The organism is Sulfurimonas crateris (assembly GCF_005217605.1).
Lineage (GTDB): Bacteria > Campylobacterota > Campylobacteria > Campylobacterales > Sulfurimonadaceae > Sulfurimonas > Sulfurimonas crateris.
This window is the reverse complement of sequence record NZ_SZPX01000006.1, coordinates 138,993-158,562: the sequence shown is the minus strand read 5'-3', so window position 1 is coordinate 158,562 and position 19,570 is coordinate 138,993. Positions and strand designations below refer to the sequence as shown.

17 protein-coding genes are annotated in these 19,570 nt (G+C 38.8%); 11 read left to right on the top strand and 6 right to left on the bottom strand.

Annotated elements, in window-relative coordinates:
* Window position 1 precedes the first annotated feature (1 nt).
* From FCU45_RS08655 to FCU45_RS08645, 3 genes are all read right to left on the bottom strand, one after another.
* Window positions 2-1,144: a tyrosine-type recombinase/integrase gene (locus FCU45_RS08655; protein WP_137014335.1), complete on the bottom strand. Its 1,143-nt coding sequence runs from the start codon at window positions 1,142-1,144 to the stop codon at window positions 2-4.
* A 262-nt stretch (window positions 1,145-1,406) separates the two neighbouring features.
* Window positions 1,407-2,147 (bottom strand): tryptophan synthase subunit alpha, encoded by a 741-nt coding sequence (gene trpA / locus FCU45_RS08650; RefSeq protein WP_137014333.1) that lies wholly within the window; start codon window positions 2,145-2,147, stop codon window positions 1,407-1,409.
* Window positions 2,144-2,548, bottom strand: coding sequence for an Hpt domain-containing protein (locus FCU45_RS08645; protein ID WP_137014331.1), 405 nt, complete (start codon window positions 2,546-2,548; stop codon window positions 2,144-2,146). The genes trpA and FCU45_RS08645 overlap by 4 nt, the downstream gene beginning before the upstream one ends.
* A 77-nt stretch (window positions 2,549-2,625) precedes the next feature.
* Here FCU45_RS08645 and panB point away from each other — a divergent pair, with 77 nt between their 5' ends.
* The 3 genes from panB (at window position 2,626) to FCU45_RS08630 (ending at window position 5,624) form a co-directional block, all read left to right on the top strand.
* Window positions 2,626-3,417, top strand: coding sequence for a 3-methyl-2-oxobutanoate hydroxymethyltransferase (gene panB, locus FCU45_RS08640; protein WP_137014329.1), 792 nt, complete (start codon window positions 2,626-2,628; stop codon window positions 3,415-3,417).
* Window positions 3,418-3,558: 141 nt separating this feature from the next.
* The gene (gene ruvB / locus FCU45_RS08635) at window positions 3,559-4,572 is read left to right on the top strand and encodes a Holliday junction branch migration DNA helicase RuvB (protein ID WP_137014327.1); all 1,014 of its coding nucleotides are present in this window, start codon (window positions 3,559-3,561) and stop codon (window positions 4,570-4,572) included.
* Window positions 4,569-5,624, top strand: a complete 1,056-nt coding sequence (locus FCU45_RS08630) for an AI-2E family transporter (protein ID WP_137014325.1) — start codon at window positions 4,569-4,571, stop codon at window positions 5,622-5,624. The genes ruvB and FCU45_RS08630 overlap by 4 nt, the downstream gene beginning before the upstream one ends.
* On the opposite strand, the gene FCU45_RS08625 is transcribed toward FCU45_RS08630, so the two are convergent.
* The gene (locus tag FCU45_RS08625) at window positions 5,621-6,508 is read right to left on the bottom strand and encodes a lipid A biosynthesis lauroyl acyltransferase (RefSeq protein WP_137014323.1); all 888 of its coding nucleotides are present in this window, start codon (window positions 6,506-6,508) and stop codon (window positions 5,621-5,623) included. The two genes, FCU45_RS08630 and FCU45_RS08625, sit on opposite strands and share 4 nt — an antisense overlap.
* A gap of 102 nt (window positions 6,509-6,610) precedes the next feature.
* On the opposite strand from FCU45_RS08625, the gene FCU45_RS08620 reads away from it, so the two are divergent.
* The 7 genes from FCU45_RS08620 to FCU45_RS08590 all read left to right on the top strand — a co-directional run bounded on the left by FCU45_RS08620 (window position 6,611) and on the right by FCU45_RS08590 (window position 12,880).
* Window positions 6,611-7,516 (top strand): PDC sensor domain-containing protein, encoded by a 906-nt coding sequence (locus FCU45_RS08620; protein ID WP_137014321.1) that lies wholly within the window; start codon window positions 6,611-6,613, stop codon window positions 7,514-7,516.
* Window positions 7,513-8,124, top strand: a complete 612-nt coding sequence (hisH, locus tag FCU45_RS08615) for an imidazole glycerol phosphate synthase subunit HisH (protein ID WP_137014319.1) — start codon at window positions 7,513-7,515, stop codon at window positions 8,122-8,124. The genes FCU45_RS08620 and hisH overlap by 4 nt, the downstream gene beginning before the upstream one ends.
* Before the next feature lie 103 nt (window positions 8,125-8,227).
* Window positions 8,228-8,938: a 1-(5-phosphoribosyl)-5-[(5-phosphoribosylamino)methylideneamino]imidazole-4-carboxamide isomerase gene (hisA, locus tag FCU45_RS08610; protein WP_137014317.1), complete on the top strand. Its 711-nt coding sequence runs from the start codon at window positions 8,228-8,230 to the stop codon at window positions 8,936-8,938.
* A gap of 79 nt (window positions 8,939-9,017) precedes the next feature.
* Window positions 9,018-9,392, top strand: a complete 375-nt coding sequence (locus FCU45_RS08605; RefSeq protein ID WP_137014315.1) for a chemotaxis response regulator CheY — start codon at window positions 9,018-9,020, stop codon at window positions 9,390-9,392.
* Window positions 9,392-10,225, top strand: a complete 834-nt coding sequence (locus tag FCU45_RS08600) for a 50S ribosomal protein L11 methyltransferase (protein WP_137014313.1) — start codon at window positions 9,392-9,394, stop codon at window positions 10,223-10,225. Before FCU45_RS08605 ends, FCU45_RS08600 begins: the two co-directional genes overlap by 1 nt.
* 2 nt (window positions 10,226-10,227) lie before the next feature.
* Window positions 10,228-12,228 carry an ATP-dependent zinc metalloprotease FtsH gene (gene ftsH, locus FCU45_RS08595; RefSeq protein ID WP_137014311.1) on the top strand — a complete coding sequence of 667 codons (2,001 nt, stop codon included), beginning with the start codon at window positions 10,228-10,230 and terminating at the stop codon, window positions 12,226-12,228.
* Complete coding sequence (locus FCU45_RS08590) at window positions 12,218-12,880, top strand: phosphatidylserine decarboxylase (protein WP_137014309.1); 663 nt, start codon at window positions 12,218-12,220, stop codon at window positions 12,878-12,880. Before ftsH ends, FCU45_RS08590 begins: the two co-directional genes overlap by 11 nt.
* Before the next feature lie 21 nt (window positions 12,881-12,901).
* On the opposite strand, the gene FCU45_RS08585 is transcribed toward FCU45_RS08590, so the two are convergent.
* The gene (locus FCU45_RS08585) at window positions 12,902-15,235 is read right to left on the bottom strand and encodes a tetratricopeptide repeat protein (RefSeq protein ID WP_137014307.1); all 2,334 of its coding nucleotides are present in this window, start codon (window positions 15,233-15,235) and stop codon (window positions 12,902-12,904) included.
* Window positions 15,236-15,285: 50 nt separating this feature from the next.
* Window positions 15,286-16,533 (bottom strand): serine--tRNA ligase, encoded by a 1,248-nt coding sequence (serS, locus tag FCU45_RS08580; RefSeq protein WP_137014305.1) that lies wholly within the window; start codon window positions 16,531-16,533, stop codon window positions 15,286-15,288.
* 208 nt (window positions 16,534-16,741) lie between these two features.
* Between serS and FCU45_RS08575 the strand changes: the two genes are divergently transcribed.
* Complete coding sequence (locus FCU45_RS08575) at window positions 16,742-19,525, top strand: bifunctional diguanylate cyclase/phosphodiesterase (protein WP_137014303.1); 2,784 nt, start codon at window positions 16,742-16,744, stop codon at window positions 19,523-19,525.
* Window positions 19,526-19,570 lie beyond the last annotated feature (45 nt).

Sequence of the window (19,570 nt, the reverse complement as noted above, 5' to 3'; positions counted from 1 at the left end):
CTCATAGATTCTGTATAGACACAATTTTTTCTAATTGAGTGATAGCGTCTTGAGAACCTTTTAAATGGTTTGCACTTCTGTAATATAAGTCAACTGTATCCGAGCGTGTATGTCCAAGTGCCGCACTCATCACAGGAGCGGCAGCACCATACTCACTGAGTGCTGTAGCTAATAAATGTCTGAAATAATGCATTGTTAACTCTTGAATGCCTGTGTCATCTTTTAGTTTGGAAAGTTGTCTACGCGGACTATCCATAATTTGTTTTGTTTTTGGGCTTTTAAATACGAGCCCTGTTTTATCTAAACATATTTCCTCAAAAGCTATCTGGATATCTGCAGGCAGAAAATATTCTTGATCTTCACCGATCTTGTTATACTGAGCTTCTATGGTGTATTTTTCAGCTTGGAAATCTACACTCTCCCAGTGAAGAGTTTTTATCTCTCCCCATCTTCTACCGTGAAATGCAAATAAAAACAAGGCTCTGTAAAATGGATCATTTTGATATCTAGTATTAATAGCATTATATAGTAAGACTAGTTTTTCACTTGCATTTTTCACTTTTCTTTTGCGTTGACTTCTCTTTGGTCGATTAGGAATTGTCATCTGTGGTAACTTTTGAATTGCACCATTGGATTTAGCATATTCTAAAATAGGCTTAAGAACTTGAAACAAAACTTTTTCTATTGAGCGGATACTGTTTCCACCTTCTTTATATTGATGGTGATTTGTTGTTTCCATATTTTTTCGAATAGAGTCAATATGGTATTCAGAGATTTTACTAATTTGTTTGTTTCCTATGAAAGGTTCAATATATAACTCATATAACCTTTTACGATCATTTGTCCATTGCGTATCTGCACATTTTTTATGAAAATACTCTTTTGCAATAAAGCTTACTTTGGTATCGGGATTAAACGGTTGTAAGGTTTCAACTTTTTTTCGTTCTTTAAACAGTTCTGCTTCTTTGCGAGCGTTGTCTTTTCTAACTTTAGGAGTCCAGGCTTTTTTGGAAGAATAATCAATGGTAGTGGTATACTCTTTACCCTCTACTTTAAAGCGATATCTAAAGCGTGTGAAGTCCTTATTTGCTTTAAGACCTTTTAGTGAGCTAATATCATTGATGAATTCATTCGGTAAAGCCATATCGCAGTCCTATATATGAAAATTTAGAGATAATAATCAAAGTCCCACTTTGTATCCCACTTCTTTTGACACTATTATACCCTAAATGATATTGTTATAGTAAAGTAAGTATGCTATAAGCCCCTAAAAATAGGTGGTTTTACATTTTAAGAAACGATAGTACAAAGGTTTGCGGTACCAGCGGTCACATGTTCGAATCATGTCGGGCGCACCATTTTACTTAGCAAAATATCCACCCTCCAAAAAAACAATCACAAGCTTTCTAACTGTTTATCTCATTTTTTATAATTTGTGCAAGTTCGCAACACTTATCTGTTTTTTGCTTGTAAGTCAGATCATCGTTTAAAAGTATATTTACAAAAGCACTTCCGACTATGACGCCATCAGCGCCCTTTACTTTCTCTTTTGCTGTCTTTTCATTTACTCCAAACCCTACATACACGGGTGTTGGCGTATATTTTTTGATTGATGAGAGTATCGGTTGAAGGTCCTCGGAAACGCCTGAACCTGTTATTCCCGCATAGGCTACCATATAGATAAACTTTTTAGACTCTTTTACTATCTTCTCTATTCTCTCCTCGGTATCTGTCGGTGCTACAAAACTTATGTTTGAGATGCTGTTTGAGTCAAAGAGTTCTTTGTAAGCAAGTGTTTCTTCATAAGGAAGGTCAGGGATTATCAGTCCGTTTACTCCTATTTTTTTTGCAAGCGGGATCAGGTTGTTTAAGTCGTGTTGATAAAAGCTGTTGAAGTAGCCCATCCAGAGAGTATCGACCTTTGGAGCGACGACTTCTGAGATCTCTAAAAGGTGCTTAAATTTAAATCCAAGTCCAAGAGCTTTATGGTTTGCATCTTCGATGGCCGGACCGTCAGCAACGGGGTCTGAAAACGGAACACCAAGTTCTATGGCATCAACGCCACTCTGTGCCAGCGCCAGCGCCAGATCGATACTAAAAGATTTTTCCGGATAACCGGATGTTATGTATGCCACTAATTTTTTCAACTGCTCTCCAGATCTGGTAATTTAAGTAGAGAATATTTTATGTGTGTCAGCTCATTGTCAAGTTTGAGATCATCTTTCCAGATAGCAAACATATCGCTGATCTCCAAAAGCCAGTTTATCGTCTCTTCATTGACGCTTTTATGCTGGGTTCTTATGGTCTCAAGCGTATCTTCAACAAAAGCTGCAAGCTTTGCTATGGGTGTGATCTTTAAAAAACTCGAGGCAGACTTGATGTTGTGAAAGACGCGAAAAAGTTCATTTACGCTTATCTCATACATATTGGGCTTGGAGAGGTCTATAATCATACTCTCCATATAGTCAACCATCATAGAGTAGTGGTCCAGAAACTCATCGACTATTTCATAATCAAAGTTGGAATCTAAATCACTTCTTACGCCCATAAAATATTTCTCCTATATGGCCAAAATTATAGCAATATTTAGTTAAAATACCTTTATTACAAAGAAAGAGTGTTTATATGACTAAGAAAATGACAATAACTTCCATCAAAAAAAGCAAGGGTGCTTCCAAGCTGGTTATGATAACTGCTTATGATGCGCTGTTTGCGAGATTGCTGGAGCCTAGTTGTGACATAATTTTGGTTGGGGATAGCCTTAATATGAGCTTTGCAGGCAAGGGCGATACGCTGAGTGCAACACTTGAGCAGATGATCTACCATACAAATGCGGTCGCACAGGGTGCAAAGAGCAGTTTTTTGATCTGCGATATGCCTTTTGGTACATATATAAATCCTGATGAAGCTCTGAGAAACTCCATAAGGGTATTTCAAGAGACCACCGTTGATGCTCTAAAGATAGAGGGAGGAGAGGATAAAGCACATATTATCGAACATCTCTGCTCAAACGGTATAGCGGTCTGCGGACACATAGGACTGCTGCCACAAGCTGTTCGTTCAGAGGGTGGATATAAGGTAAAGGGTAAGAGCCAAGAGGAGCAGGAGCAGCTCATCAGAGATGCCAAAGCGGTTGAGAGAGCCGGTGCGTTTTGTATGGTCATAGAGGGTGTAAAAGCCGATGTCGCAAAAGAGGTCGCAAAGAGTGTCTCAATACCGGTTATCGGAATCGGTGCAGGAAAAGATGTAGATGGGCAGGTGCTTGTTTTTTCTGATATGCTTGGTCTGTTTGAGGAGTTTACTCCTAAATTTGTAAAGAAATATATGGATGGAGCCTCTTTGGTAAAGGGTGCGATAAAGAGCTACTCCGATGAGGTTAGAAGCGGCGAGTTCCCTCAAGATATACACACTTACTAATTGATGTTACGCACTAAAACGAACTCGCCCGTTTTAGTGGCAGGGACTAATACCCAAGGGGGCAGACCCAGTCCCTACAACCCCCTAAAGCTACGAAAAACTAAGTTTTTCGAGAATTATAAAATGCCTTACGGAGAGATTATGGAAAGATTGGTAGAGATAGAGAGATTTGACAACGAGGAGAGCTGCGAGATAACGCTTCGCCCAAGTGCTTGGAGTGAGTATATCGGGCAGGAGCAGATCAAAAAAAATCTCGGCGTCTTTATAGAAGCGAGCAAAAAAAGGGGCGAGGCGCTTGACCACATTCTCTTTTTCGGACCTCCGGGGTTGGGTAAGACCACTTTGGCTCTTATTATTGCAAACGAGATGGATGCAAATATTAAAGTAACGGCTGCTCCTATGATAGAAAAAAGCGGAGATCTGGCGGCAATACTTACTAATTTGGAAGAGGGTGACATACTCTTTATAGATGAGATCCACCGCCTATCTCCCGCCGTTGAAGAGATACTATACTCATCTATGGAAGATTTTAGGATCGACATTATCATAGGAAGCGGTCCTGCAGCACAGACCGTAAAGATAGACCTTCCTCGTTTTACTCTCGTAGGTGCAACAACAAGAGCGGGAATGCTCTCCAACCCTCTTAGAGACAGATTCGGGATGAACTTTAGGATGCAGTTCTACTCTTCTGACGAGCTTGCAAAGATCATCTCTCAGGCATCTAGAAAATTAAGCAAAGCCATAGCGCATGAAGCGTGTTTAGAGATAGCCAAAAGAAGCCGCGGAACTCCGCGTATCGCACTTAGACTTCTGCGCCGTGTAAGAGATTTTGCAGATGTAGCAAATGAGAAAGATATAGCGCACTCAAGAACAAAATATGCGCTTGAAGAGCTTGGAATAAACTCTCACGGCTTTGATGAGATGGATATAAAGCTTTTAAATCTGCTTGTCGGAGCAAACGGAAGGGCTATCGGGTTAAGTACCATAGCAGCAGCGCTTAGTGAAGATGAGGGGACCGTAGAGGATGTTTTGGAGCCTTATCTAATTGCCAACGGTTATCTGGAGAGAACTGCCAAAGGCAGAAGAGCTACCAGAAGTACTTATGAGATATTAAACATCGAAATTCCATACCAAGAAGAAGGAGGCCTGTTTTGAAGCCGCAATATTTTGTTGCCATTTTATTCGCAACGTCGCTCTACTGGATGTATCTGCTCTATGCCCCGTTCTTAATGGGCATGGTTATTGCGGCGCTTCTTGCAATATCGACTTCAAATATCCAGAACTTCTTTGAGAAAGTGTTAAAATCAAAGTTTTTCGCCGCGCTAATATCGAGCTTTTTGCTGGCGGTTCTCTTTTTTGTGCCGCTTGGATATTTTTTGGCAACCCTTACTATAAAACTAAACAGCATGGACCCTGTAGTCTTTAAGAATATAGAGATATTTATTAGAGAATTTTTAGAGACTCCGCCCGATTATCTCTCTTTTTTAAAGCCATTTACGGATGATATGATGAAGGATGTGAGTGTTAATTCTATTGCATCTTATGTAATCTCTTTTACTGGAAACATAGGTTCTTTAAGTGCCGGCTATCTTAAAAACTCTTTTCTTGTAATTGTTTTTTATTTTTTTGCACAATATAACGGCGGATTTGTAGTAGATTTTCTAAAAAGAGTCGTTCAGATGTCGGTTGAAGAGACAACGCTTTTGGCAAAAGAGCTCTCGTCGGTCATGAGTGTCGTTTTTTACTCGATCATAGTAAATGCTATGTTTCAGGGCATACTCTTTGGCGTTGCCATATCTTTTATGGGTTACAACGGGCTTCTGTTTGGGATCATGTACGGATTTGCATCTCTGATCCCCGTAGTCGGTGGAGCACTTATGTGGCTTCCGTTTATGCTATATGAGTTCTCTACAGGAAACAGCTCAAATGCCATATTTATAGCGCTATACTCTATAGTGGTCATTTCGGTGATAGCGGATACTTTTATAAAACCTTTAATTATAAAAGAGATAAATCTAAGGCTCCTAAAAGAGGATGATGCGAAGATGAATGAGCTTATTATCTTTTTTGCGATCATTGCAGGACTTACGACCTTTGGTTTCTGGGGAATGATACTGGGACCTGCGATCACCGCATTTTTTCTCACGATCATGAAGCTATTTGAGGCTAGAACAAAAGAGTGTGAATCAAGGGCAGAGCCGAGTTAACTCTTTTTGTATATCTCTGGGTAATCACTCTTAAATCTTCTGTGTATCCAAAACCAGAATTTCGGCTCATTAGTAATAAGCTTAGTGAGCCAGTCCGCTTGAAGTTGTGTAGCCTTTAAGATGTCAGCTTGCTCATCTTCGCTCTTTTGCACCTCAATCTCGTCAAAAAACTTCAGAGTATAGTTCTCTTCATCATCCGTAGTCATAATAACCGGAATAATAGCGGCATTAAACTTTCTCGCAAGATAGGCAGGTGTTGAGGTCTGGTGAACAAACTTGCCCATAAACTCTACCTTTAAACCATCCTTTTTATTTATCCCCGTATCGATCAAAATACCGCTGGCACCTCTATTTTTGATAAGCTTAATAAGAGGTCTTACGACATTGGACTTCTCTAAAGAGCTGTTGGAGAATCTCTCCCGCGACTCCAAGGTCCATTTTTGATACTCTTGGTTTTTCATTTTTTTGTAAACGGCTGCAATCGGTTCGGCAAAGGCTCCTATGGATGCTCCGCCAAGCTCCCAAGCACAGTAGTGGGGAGTTACGTATATAACAGCACGTCCCTCATTATGAGCTTTTTCTACAGCCTCCATATTTCTAATGGTCACTTTCCCTGCTAGATCCTCTTTGCTCATATGTCTGATCTCCATCAGATGCAAAAAGTTAAGCAGTAGATTTCTAAAACTGTATTTGACTATCTCTTTTTTTTCATTTTGTGTAAGTCTCTCCCCGAATATAAAATCCAGATTTGTAAAACCAACTTTTCTATATCTTGAAGAGAGGTAGTATGAGATGGTTGCCAAGAAAATAAAAAAGTTTTTTCTCACATATTTTGGCAGCAGCATCAAAAAATTTTCAAGCATTAAAAAAATTTTAAAACCCATTATTAAAGTTGCTCCGATTTTTATATTAGAAGCGGATTATATCAAAATGTAACAATGCCTTTGGTATAATTGCGCCTATTAATAATAAAAAAGGCGCGAAAAGTGGTTATATCAGATATACAAAATTTTTCTGAAGGTCGTACCAAGGCAAGAGCCTACTTCTGTTATCTTTTTTCAAAAAATATTCAAAACAGACTCCCCTCTCTCTCCGTAGAGTCAATTATGCCCCGTCTATTTAAGATAAAGGCAGATCTGGAAAATTGTGACGGCGTCTATCTTCTCGATCATCGTGGAGTTCAGGTCTCTCCAACATTTACCGCAACAGGACAGATCGATGATGATGTGGGAAGAATAAGATCGGACCGTGCCTATTATTACAGAGCCGTAAGAGAGGGCAGATGTACTATAACAGATCCATATCCTTCGCTTATAACTGGTGATCTGTGCGTAACTGCTTCACAGCCTGTGTATGATGAGCATGGAGAGTTGAAGTATGTGGCATGCTTGGATATGCCTCTTAGAGAGGTTATAAAGATCTCAAGATCTAGCAGGTTTGATAAATTTTTTACCTCTCTTTTTAAGTACTCGTATGCAATTTTTTCCTTCGCGCTAATAGCGGTCGCGGTACTGCTCTTTTTCAAAGGAATACAGAGCTTTTTTGTTTATGAGATCTCACCTAGCCATTTTAAGATAAAAGATGTCTTTGAAGCGACTATTTTGATCACGCTCGCCCTTGCAATCTTTGATCTGGCAAAGACCCTTATCGAAGAAGAGATACTAGGCAGGAACAAGGAAAACAGTATATCAGGTCCGCATAAGACGATGGTTAGATTTTTGGGTTCAATTATAATCGCTCTCTCCATTGAGGCGCTAATGCTAGTCTTCAAATTCGCAATTACGGACCCTGAGAAGCTTGTTTACGCGATGTATATCGTCGCAGGGGTCGCGATGCTGTTAATCACGCTGGCGATCTATATAAAATTTACAAAACTAAAGATTGATGAATGATAGGAATTGTTGATTATAACATGGGAAATCTGGCAAGCGTTCAAAACGCTTTTGCCAAAGTAGGTGCCAAGACGGTCGTTGAGAGTGATCCAAAAAAGTTTAAAGATTACGACAAGCTGATCCTTCCAGGAGTGGGAGCTTTTGGAGATGCTATGGAGCATCTTAGAGAGCGTAATATGATCGATGCCATAAGAGAGTTTGCTCTTAGCGGCAGACCGATACTCGGGATCTGTCTTGGTATGCAGCTTCTCTTTGAGAGTTCCCAAGAGTTTGGAAGCAATGAAGGACTAGGGCTTATTAAAGGCAAAGTTGTCGCTTTTGATACATCAAAGTTCAGTGAGCCTTTGAAGGTTCCTCACATGGGATGGAACAGGATGTTTACAAAAGAGCACCCTCTTTTTAAAGGTTTAGATGAGGAGCACTATCTCTATTTTGTTCACTCATATCATGCCGTTTGTCAGAACGAAGAGGATGTGATAGGTAAAACCGTATATGGCTATGAGTTTGCTTCTGCGGTTGCTCACGAAAACGTTATGGGGATTCAGCCGCACCCTGAAAAGAGCCATAAAAACGGGCTTAAAATATTAGAAAATTTTACAAGGCTATGATAGACACGCTATCGGAAGTAATTTCGCTAGCTACGTTAACACTAAGTTCTCTTCAGCAGAGGGCTTACGCCACTTGTGGCTTATGATTTAAGGATTTATTTACATGACTTTATACCCAGCGATTGATTTAAAAGACGGAAAAGCGGTAAGACTGACAAAAGGTCTTATGGATAGTGCAAAAATATACTCAGATGAGCCTTGGATGCTTGTTAAGAAGTTTGAAGAGATGGGTGCCGAGTGGGTTCATCTGGTGGATCTAAACGGTGCTTTTGCGGGCGAGCCCAAAAACTTGGATCAGATCATAAAGATAAGAGAGAACTGCAGTGTAAAGCTTGAACTTGGCGGCGGAATACGTGATGAAGCAACTATTAAAAAGATGCTTGAAATCGGCATAGACAGAGTTATTCTAGGTTCTATCGCAGTTAAAGACCCTCAGTTTGTAAAAGATATGGCGGCAAAATACCCTATAGCTGTCGGGATTGACGCAATAGACGGGTTTGTGGCAGTTGAGGGGTGGGGCGAGGTGAGCTCTATGCGTGCGACAGATCTGGCTCGTCAATTTGCAGATGCCGGAGTAGAAGCTATAATTTGCACAGATGTCGGTAAAGACGGGACACTTGGCGGTGTAAATGTAGAGTTTACGGTTGAGATTGCAAAGGCGAGCGGAGTAAGTACAATTGCAAGCGGCGGCGTTAAAGATGAGAGCGATATAGAAGCCCTTATTGCGACAAACTTGGTCGAGGGCGTAATCATCGGCAAGGCCTATTATGAGGGAACACTTGACTTGCCAAAGATGTTCAAACTACTCTCTTAAGCACCTCTTTATCGCAAAATAAATAAAATTTAGGTATTATTGCTTATTAATTTGCAAATTTTTATAAAAAGGATTTCCTTTGAAATTACTTGTTGTCGATGATAGTTCTACAATGCGCCGTATTATAAAAAATACATTGGCAAGACTTGGTCATAAAGATATCTTGGAAGGTGCTGACGGCGTTGAAGGCTGGAGCGAACTAGACGCTAATCCAGATGTGGATATGCTTATTACGGATTGGAACATGCCAGAGATGAACGGTCTTGAGCTTGTTAAAAAGGTTCGTGCAGATGAGAGATTTAAAGATCTTCCAATCATCATGGTAACAACAGAGGGCGGTAAAGCAGAGGTTATTACCGCATTAAAAGCGGGTGTCAATAATTACATTGTCAAGCCGTTTACACCACAGGTCTTAAAAGAGAAACTTGGTGCCGTTATGGGTATTGAGGTGTAATGCAAGAGCACTACTTTGAGTTAAAAGTCAGTGTATCTTCTCATCATTCACTGTTTTGCGATTTTTTAGCAGATACTTTGCCGATTGGTTTTGAAGAGACGGATGACGGTTTTATTATAAGAAGCGAAGACAACCTAGATACTATCATCTGGGGTTTAGAGCAGTTCGCAGAGGCTCTCTCAAAAGCGCTTGGTGAAAATATAGAAATTGAGTGTGAGCAGACAAAACTCAACAACAGTGATTGGGTACAGCTCTATCAAGACAGCGTACAACCCCTCACAATCGACAAATTCTACATTCATCCGACATGGGATGAACCTCATAAAGAGCTGATAAACATAGAGATAAATCCTGCTTTGGCATTCGGCACGGGCCACCATCCTACAACTGCATCAGCTTTAAGAGCAATAGCAAAATATGTAAAAAAAGGTGACAGAGTTTTAGATGTTGGATGTGGCAGCGGCATATTAGCGATAGGAGCCATAAAAATAGGCGCCGTTGTAGATGCCTGCGATACTGATATCGCATCTGTGGAGAACAGCAGACAAAATGCCGAGCTAAACTCCGTAGAGTTTGAAAATTTGTGGGAAGGCTCCTGTTCGGAGTCAAAAGGAAGTTATGATGTCGTCGTAGCGAATATCGTTGCGGACGTTCTCATTTTTATAGCAAATGATCTCAAAAATGCTTTAAAAGAGGATGGAGTACTTGTGCTCTCAGGGATACTTGATAAATATGAAGCAAAGGTTTTGAAGTTTTATCAGGATTTCGAGATTTTAGAAAAAATAGACCAAGATGAGTGGGTCACTTTAATACTAAAAAAAGGTAAGAAATAGATATGCAAAATAAAAAGAACAATAATAATGACGAGAACAATTTTTTCAATAAAAACCCGCTGATTACTTTTGCAATTTTCTCTGTAGTAATTATTTTGCTTTTTAAAGCGCTTATAGGCGATAGCGGTAGTTCAGATGCGATCGTAGCGGGTAACAAAAAAGTAAAACAGATAAGCTACTCAGAACTTAAGTCTCTTATAGATTCAAAAGATGTAAAAAAGGTCGAGATAGGACAAACGTATATAAAAGCGTTTGGAGCGGACAATATGACGCTCTACACGACAAGAATCGTTCCGGGTGACACAAAACTTACCGAAGCGCTTGAAAAACAGAGTATCGAATATACAGGTTTTAGCGAGACAAACTGGTTTACAGAGATGTTTGGATGGCTCTTTCCTTTTCTAATAATCATAGCTATATGGATGTTCTTTGCGGGAAGAATGCAAAAGAGTATGGGCAGCGGCATTTTGGGAATGGGCGGCTCCAAAAAGATGATCAACTCCGAAAAACCTAAAACAAAGTTTGATGACGTTGCAGGAGTAGAAGAGGCTAAAGAAGAGGTTCAAGAGATAGTTGATTTCTTGAAATATCCTGGCCGTTATGTCGAGATAGGCGCAAAAATACCAAAAGGGGTTCTTCTGGTAGGAAGCCCGGGTACAGGTAAGACTCTTTTGGCAAAAGCTGTTGCCGGTGAAGCGGACGTACCATTTTTCTCAGTAAGCGGTTCTAGTTTTATTGAGATGTTTGTCGGTGTCGGAGCGGCTCGTGTTCGTGACCTTTTTGAGCAGGCTAAGAAAGATGCTCCAAGCATTATCTTTATAGATGAGATCGATGCTATCGGTAAGAGCCGTGCAGCCGGTGCAAATATGGGCGGTAACGATGAGCGTGAACAGACACTAAACCAGCTTCTTGCCGAGATGGACGGTTTTGGGACAGACACGCCGATAATTATTTTAGCGGCGACTAACAGACCTGAGATCCTCGATCAGGCACTTTTGCGTCCGGGACGATTTGACAGACAGGTACTTGTTGACAAGCCTGATTATGAGGGACGTATTAAGATACTTAAGGTTCACGTCAAGGGCGTTAAGATGGACGCAGACGTAGATCTTGAAGAGGTTGCTCGCTTGACTGCAGGCTTGGCGGGTGCAGATCTGGCAAATATTGTAAATGAAGCTGCACTCCTAGCAGGTAGAAAAAATCAAAAAAGCGTAACGCAAAAAGATCTTTATGAGTCGGTAGAGCGTGCACTTGCAGGACTATCTAAGAAATCACGCAGAATCAATCCAAAAGAGAAGAAGATCGTCGCTTATCACGAGAGCGGGCATGCATTGATGGCTGAGACAACGACGGGAGCTAAAAAGGTATCAAAAGTATCTATTGTTCCTCGTGGATTGGCGGCACTTGGCTATACTCTAAACACACCTGAAGAGAACAAATTTATGATGCAGAAGCATGAGCTTTGGGCAGAGGTTGACGTCCTCCTTGGCGGGCGTGCGGCAGAAGAGGTCTTTATAGGCGAGATCTCAACGGGTGCTGGAAATGATCTCGAGAGAGCAACGGATATTATCAAGTCAATGGTTCAGACTTACGGTATGAGCGATGTTGCAGGACTTATGGTATTAGAGAAGAGCAGACAGTCATTTCTAAGCGGCGGCGGTATGCAGTCTACGAGAGAGTACAGTGACAAGATGGCCGAGAATATGGATGAGTTTATAAAAACATCGCTTCAAGAGAGATATAAATCTGTTGTAGAGAGACTAAAAGAGTACAGCGAAGCAATCGAAGAGATGGTAAAACTTCTTTATAAAAAAGAGAACATTACCGGTGAAGAGGTTAGAAATATAATTATTGATTTTGAAAAAGCAAACAATATAGAGTCCAAAGTAAATATTGTAATTAATGATATAGAAGAAGAGTTAAAAGTTGATGCAAGAATGGCTCAAGAAGAGGGTGATGAAAAAAAGCCAAAAAAGGATAAGGAAGAGCCAGATGAAGAGTAATCTTTTACCCATTGCAAAAGAGGGGTGGAGTTATCTGGCATACTCTGTTGCAGCGTTTATAGCATTTACGATACTTGATCTTGATATCTTACAGTTTTTGGCATTTTTAACAACACTATTTTTTATCTATATTTTTAGAAATCCTGAGAGAGAAAATATGCTTTATCAGAAAAACAGCGTTGTCAGTCCGGTTGATGGAGTAGTCTCTTCGATTGAGGAGCTTCAAGCTCAGAACAGTTATGCTTACAAGATAGAGATCGATGGGAGTTATTTCAATGTGGCTCTTCTGAGAGTTCCTTTTACTTCTACTTTAGAAGAGCTTGAGCTTCAAAAAGGTGCCAGACTATCTGCTTTTAAAGCCCTCTCAAAAAGTATAAATGAAAATGCGGAGTTGATATTTAGCGACGAAGAGTCGTTAAATAAGATGAAAATAGTACATAGATTAAAGCAGAGTGTAAAGGGAATAGATATAGATATCAACAAGAGTCAAGCTCTTGTTCAGGGTTCTAGATACGGTCTTGTTGTAAACGGTATCACAGAGCTCTATTTGCCGCATAACTTTAGACTAAACGTAGATATAGGCAACGAGCTTAGAGCATCAGAGTCTCTGATCGGTTACTTTACGACAGAGAGCAAAAAGAGCAAAAAATAGCCTCATACTCAGAAGTAGATCTTACTTCTGAGTCTTCTCAAACATCAGTTTATCCGTATCAATACTAAAATTAAAATATTCAGAATTGAAGTTGTTTTTATATATTCTTGAGAGCTGAATAACTGCCCCTTTATTGTTTTTAACCTCAAGATATAGAAGACCAAGAGCATATCTACTCTCCAAGAAACTAGGATTTTTTAGTTTTGAGAGTTCTAAAAGAGCTATCGCATTTGCATGGTGCTCTGCCGCCGTAGAAGCTACGGCACCTAAAAAGAGAGTCTGCGAATCACGCACTTTAAGGTTGTCAATAAGGTTGTTATAAAGAGTGTAAGACTCCTCGTAAAATCCGTCATACAATGATGCTAGTGCGAGTGAGCTTGTTAGCTCTTCCGTTCGCTCAGTAGTAGACTCCAGCACCGCTTTTAACTGCTCTCTTAAGAAGTAGAGCCTGCCTGTGATGAGATTTTGCTGAATATAGAGATATCTAGTAATATACGCGCCGAAATAGAGATCATTAAAGTTTAGCTCTTGAGCTTTTAGATAGTTCATAACCTCTTTTGCATACTCTTTTTGGTTTAGTTTGTTAAAGTAGGCATCTATGTGCATCATATGCGGAACTATCTCATCAGGAAGCATCGCTGTAAGCTTATTTGCGGCTTTTTGTGCGTAATTTGCATTGTTTTGTTTTAGTGCGATAATGATATCAAGTGCCAAATAGAGAGGTCGCTGTTTGTAGTCTTTATCAAGCCAATCAGCTAGAATTGCGGTGTTTCCCTGACTTATAGAGAGAAGCGTATTGTAGAGATCCACCTCTTCGCTAAACTCCTCATGAGAGAGAGCATCTTTCATTATTGAGAGCAGTTTTGCATTTTCACTGTCTATTAGCTGAGATGTCATAACGGCATATATGCCTGAGAGGTAGTTCTTTGCATCAAGATTGTAAGAACGCAAAAAGTGCTTGTGTGCATCGGCCATATTGCCCATCTGCGCATAAGTAAGAGCAAGATTATAGTGAAGAATAGAGTGCTTAGGCTGAATCTCTACGAGCTTTTGAAGCAGCTCGTTGGCTTCTCTTAGTTTAAAAGAGAGAGCCTTTTTTATTGCATTTACTATGCCCAGATTTACGCTTGAAGATGAGGAGCCTTTTGCTAGGTACTCTTTTGCCGAGTCTATGTTGTCAATATAAATATTAGCATTTCCTTTACGTATATAGCTGATGGTCTGATTTGCATTAAATGTTTTATATGGCGAGAAGTAGAATATCTTTTGATAATCAATTGCTCTGCTATTGATAACGCTGTTTCTATATCTCTCTTGAGCCTTCTCAGGATCAAAGAGAGACTCTTTTAGCTCCACTTTGATCGGATAAGGTTTATAGACCTCTTCACCGAACATATCAGTGATATTTTCTATATTTTTAGCCCCCTCTTGGATCTGACCAGATTTTAGGTTTACATATCCAAGTGCCAGTTGTGATCTTACTGGTTCTATCCCCTTTTTTATCGCATTTTGAAGATAGTTTTTTGCCAGTGTAAGGTCTCCGACCCTTGCATAAAGAAGCCCAAGACTAAAATCATTTGTTATCGGCTTATCACTCTCCATACTCTCAATAGCACTGTAGTTATTATTAAACAGAGCATTAATTCTTGAAGCAAGAGAGTTTTGAACTTTTTGATACTCTTGAGATGTAGGGTTTTTAAGTGCACTGAGCGCTTCTAGATAGTTGTCGTTATAGTAGTTTATAAGAGAGTAGTAGTAAGAGTATAGAGGTGATTGTCTCTCGTGAGGAAGATATGCATAGGCAAGATCGATGTAATATCTAAAACTCTCCTCATTTTGCAGATGCAGGGAACAGACAGCAGCGTTTATAGCGCTTACGCACCTTTTTTCGTTATTTTGTATCGCTTTTTGAAATGTTTTAAGGGCGATCTCATATTGGGCATCTTTTAGTTGGGCAACACCTAGATTGTAGGCAGATACAGCTTCACTGTATTGAGCTATCTTCTCATAAAGAGCAAGCGCTTCCGTCTTTGAACCTGTAGAGTAGAGATAGTCCGCTTTTGCTATCATACTCTCTATTTTAGTAGGTTCTACAGGTTTTGAGGTTGGTTTTTCCAGTCTTTCATCTATGTAGCCCATAGAGGAGTCGGCGGCTCTTTTTGAATCTTTTTGCATTGTAAAAAAGAGGAGTGAAATAATTAAAACGAGTCCTACACCCATACCGACAAGAATCAGCTTTTTTTTGGTTACGGATGATGACTCTTCATCGATAATTGATGATTTTGATGCAGCACTCTCATAAGCGGCATCGCTATCTTCAATAATTATTATCTCTTCTTCTAGTCCATCAGCCATTCTCTACCTTGCTATCGTTTCTTTTTTAAAGCAAAAAAAGTACCACTATACTAGTTTATATACGGCTCCAAAGCCTTTGGTATCGTAATGCTTCCATCTTCGTTTTGAAAGTTCTCCATAATTGCCACCATAGTTCTTCCAACGGCAAGTGATGAACCGTTTAGAGTATGAACAAAAGAGTTCTTGTTCTCATCTTTGTATCTTATTTTTGCACGTCTTGCCTGAAACTCTCTTGTGTTAGATACAGAAGAGATCTCTCTGTAGGTAGCTTGTCCAGGCAGCCAGACTTCCAGATCTACCGTTTTTGCAGCCCCGAAACCAAGGTCTCCGCTACAAAGAGTTACAAGACGGTGAGGAAGTTCAAGAGCAGAGAGCAGGTCTGATGCTGTTTGAACCATCTCATCAAATACTTTGTCGCTATCTTCAGGTTTTGTAATGCTAACAAGTTCGACCTTGTGAAACTGATGCTGTCTTATCATACCGCGAGTGTCACGCCCTGCAGCACCCGCCTCTTTTCTAAAACATGATGTATATGCCGTCATCTTAATCGGCAATTGGCTAGGAGAGAGTATCTCGTCTTGAAAGAGGTTTGTAACTGGAACCTCTGCCGTTGGGATCAAAAAGAGCTCTTGGTCTTGGATCTTGTAGAGGTCGTCTTCAAATTTTGGAAGCTGTCCAGTGCCCTCAAGTGCCGCTCTGTTTACGATAGATGGAACACTTACCTCTTCAAAACCTCTTTTAGAGTTAAAAGCAAGCATAAAGTTAATTAGGGCGCGCTCTAACTTTGCACCCATGCCAAAAGCGACGCTGAAGCGGCTTGTTGCAAGCTTGACTCCTCTCTCAAAGTCTATCCAGCCGTTTTGTTCAGCCAGCTCCCAGTGCTCTTTTGGAGTAAAGCTAAACTCTCTTGGAGTAAGCACTTTTTTGATCTCAACATTATCGTTCTCATCTTCTCCATCTGGAACGTCATCATCAGGGATGTTTGGAATCGACATAGCAAGAGACTCTAGCTCCTCCTGTTTTATACGCTGAACTTCAAGAGCTTCTGTGATCTTTATCTTGTTTGCATCGACTCTGGCTTTTAATTCGCTTACGTCTTTGCCCTCTTTTTTATAGATGCCAAACTCTTTGCTCATTGCATTTTGAGCCGCTTGAAGTGCCTCATACTCTGCTTTTGCAGCTTTTAGCTCCTCGTTTTTTCTCTTTAGAGAGTCTAGAAGGCTGATATCAACCCCTTTTCTTATGAGTTTATCGCTAACGCCTTGAAAATCTTTTTGTAGTAGTTTTAAATCAATCATTGTCTTTTTCCGGTAAATAAGTGGTGCAATTATAGCAAAATATAATAGACTTCTTGCATACCCTCCCCAATGTATTAAATGATGGATTTAGGTGTTGAGGGAGATTTTTAAACTAGATTTTATAGCTGCCAAACCTCTTTAATTTTATTTAATACTATAAGATCTTACACTATAATAGCTTTTTAACTAAAATACTCTGAGGGTTTTTATGAGATTAGTAAACTACAATTTTGAAGATTTAAAAAAACTAGATGCTTTTATAGATGATAAAATATCAAAAGATTCAAACTTATTGATACAGCTTTTAAGTGGCGAAATAAACACTCCAAAGTTACAGCTTATTTTAGAACTTCTAACAGCTAAACTTCCTAAAGCCAAGATAATCGGTGCTTCAACTTCAGGCGAAATTGTTAATGGAAAGATTCAAAGAAACACTATTGAAATATCATTTTCAATTTTTGAAAATACTAGCATCGAGACTTATTATTACCCTGAGGCTAATTTTGACTTCGGAGTAAAAGCTGCAAAGTCTTGCATAAAAGATGACACCAAAGCTGTAATTGCTTTTAGCGAAGCATTAAAAGGTGATTCGGAGTCTTTTTTAAATGGTTTTACCACTATAAATCATGATGTAATATTTGCAGGCGGAAATGCAGGTGATAATTTGGAGTTTAAAACAACATTTGTAATTAAAGACAAAGAGATATATTTTGATGGAATTGTATTGGCCACTTTAAATAGCAATACTCTACATGTTTCTAACAACTACTCTCTCGAATGGACACCAATTGGAAGAGAGATGATAGTTACCAAATCAGATAAAAACATTATTTATGAGATTGATAATAAGCCTGCTAAAGAGATTTTTTCCCGCTACTTGGGAGAAGAAACCATCTCAAATCTACCAGCTAGTGCAATAGAATTTCCTTTAGTGAGAGTTGAAAACAATATCATCATAGCCAGATCAATGGTCGGAGTAACACCTGATGACGGATTTATATTTGCAGGTCATTTTAACAATGGGGATAGAGTAAGATTTGCCATAGGTAATATAGAAGAAATACTAAATAATGCTTCAAAAATTCAAAACAAAATAGCAAAAAAACCTGTAGAGGCAACTTATATATATTCATGTGCGGCAAGAGACCTTTTTTTAAAAGAACAGCTTAATTATGAGTTTGGACTTATTGAAGATATAGCCCCAACTGTAGGAATGTTTACATATGGAGAGTTCTTTCACACATCTGAAGATACTAAGTTTTTAAATATAACAACAACGACTCTGTCTATCTCGGAGACAGATAATAAAACCGAACATGAACATATAGCAAATTATAAGCATAAGCAGAGTATGCTTAAATCGCTAACGCATCTAGTAAATGCCTCTCAAGACGAACTTGACGAGAGTATAAGTATATTGAACCAATACAAGAGAGCACTTGATGCAAGTTCTATCGTTTCCAAAACAGATGCTAAAGGTGTTATTATATATGTAAACGATGCTTTTTGTAGAATTTCAGGTTATTCCAGAGCAGAACTGATAGGTAAAAAGCATAATATTATCAAGCATGATGAAAATGATTTAAGTTTATTTAAAGATATGTGGAGAACAATCACAAACAAGCAAATATGGCGCGGTACTATTAAAAATATTTCAAAACAAGGTAATGCTTATTATGTAAAAACAGTCATAATGCCGATTTTGGGTGATGATGGAGAGTTAGTTGAGTATATAGCAGCAAGAACTGATGTTACCGAACTCATAGAAAAAGACGAAATTATCAAAAAACAATTTACGGATGAATTGACATCTCTTCAAAATAGGGAAGCACTGCTTAGAGATTTAGACTTGTCAAGCAAAAAGAGTACCTTAGCTCTGATAAATATAGACAGATTCTCGGATATAAATGATTATTTTGGCTACAACATAGGAGATAAGGTTCTTAAAGAACTTGGAAAAATTATTAAAAACAGTATAACCAAAGAAGGGCAAGCTTATAGATTGAGTGGTGATGAATTTGCGGTGTTGTATTTTGATCAAGAGCTAGGCAATGATATTAAAGTAAATCTTGAAAATTTAATCCAACATATAGAAAATACTAATCTAGAAATAGACGGTTACAATATCGCACCTATAATTTCTTGCGGTGTGTCATCAGGCGAAAAACAAGAGGCATACAAGCTCTCTCATGTTGCCATCAAAGAGAGCAAAGTAAACAATAAAAAAATTCTTATCTATGACGAGAATGAATACCTTAAAACACAGATGAAAAACAACATAGAAGTTATAGATAGTATAAAACTTGGGATTAAAGAAGATAGGTTTCTGCCCTTTTATCAAGGCATAGTGGACAATAAAACTAAAAAGATTGTAAAGTATGAAGCTCTTATAAGACTAAAGGGCTCAGATGATTCTATAATATCTCCATACTTCTTTTTAGAGCATGCAAAAAAAGCCAAACTATATAATAAATTGACTCTAATTATGATTGAAAAATCATTTAAGAGGTTTTCAAAATTGAAGCATGATCTATCCATAAATCTTTGCCTGCAGGATATCTCTTCAAAAGAAACTATAGATGCATTGATAGCAAATCTCAAAAAATATAAATGCGGCAATAGAGTCGTAATAGAGATAGTAGAATCAGAAGGTATTGAAAACTTCAAGGAGTTGGACCTTTTTATAAAAGAAGTAAAAAAATATGGTTGTAAAATAGCAATTGATGATTTTGGTACAGGCTATTCTAACTTTAGTTATTTGGCTGAGTTAAATATTGATTATATAAAAATAGACGGTTCTTTGGTAAATAATATTGATAAAGATATAGCTCAGAGAATTACAGTCGAGAGTATTTTACTCTTTGCAAAAAATATGAATATTAAAACAATCGCAGAGTTTGTAGAGACAGAGAATATTTACAATACATTGGTAGAGCTAGGGGTAGATTATTCACAAGGTTATCTTTTTTCAGAACCTTGTCAAGATATATAAATGTCAAGTTTCACCACGCTGTAGCATCCCATTTGAGGCACAGGT

Bases quoted from the DNA above. Each gene is read 5' to 3' on its own strand.
- FCU45_RS08655 (WP_137014335.1), bottom strand. From the start codon at position 1,144: ATGGCTTTACCGAATGAATTCATCAATGATATTAGCTCACTAAAAGGT.
- FCU45_RS08645 (WP_137014331.1), bottom strand. From the start codon at position 2,548: ATGGGCGTAAGAAGTGATTTAGATTCCAACTTTGATTATGAAATAGTC.
- panB (WP_137014329.1), top strand. From the start codon at position 2,626: ATGACTAAGAAAATGACAATAACTTCCATCAAAAAAAGCAAGGGTGCT.
- ruvB (WP_137014327.1), top strand. From the start codon at position 3,559: ATGGAAAGATTGGTAGAGATAGAGAGATTTGACAACGAGGAGAGCTGC.
- FCU45_RS08625 (WP_137014323.1), bottom strand. From the start codon at position 6,508: ATGGGTTTTAAAATTTTTTTAATGCTTGAAAATTTTTTGATGCTGCTG.
- hisH (WP_137014319.1), top strand. From the start codon at position 7,513: ATGATAGGAATTGTTGATTATAACATGGGAAATCTGGCAAGCGTTCAA.
- hisA (WP_137014317.1), top strand. From the start codon at position 8,228: ATGACTTTATACCCAGCGATTGATTTAAAAGACGGAAAAGCGGTAAGA.
- FCU45_RS08600 (WP_137014313.1), top strand. From the start codon at position 9,392: ATGCAAGAGCACTACTTTGAGTTAAAAGTCAGTGTATCTTCTCATCAT.
- ftsH (WP_137014311.1), top strand. From the start codon at position 10,228: ATGCAAAATAAAAAGAACAATAATAATGACGAGAACAATTTTTTCAAT.
- FCU45_RS08590 (WP_137014309.1), top strand. From the start codon at position 12,218: ATGAAGAGTAATCTTTTACCCATTGCAAAAGAGGGGTGGAGTTATCTG.
- FCU45_RS08585 (WP_137014307.1), bottom strand. From the start codon at position 15,235: ATGGCTGATGGACTAGAAGAAGAGATAATAATTATTGAAGATAGCGAT.
- serS (WP_137014305.1), bottom strand. From the start codon at position 16,533: ATGATTGATTTAAAACTACTACAAAAAGATTTTCAAGGCGTTAGCGAT.
- FCU45_RS08575 (WP_137014303.1), top strand. From the start codon at position 16,742: ATGAGATTAGTAAACTACAATTTTGAAGATTTAAAAAAACTAGATGCT.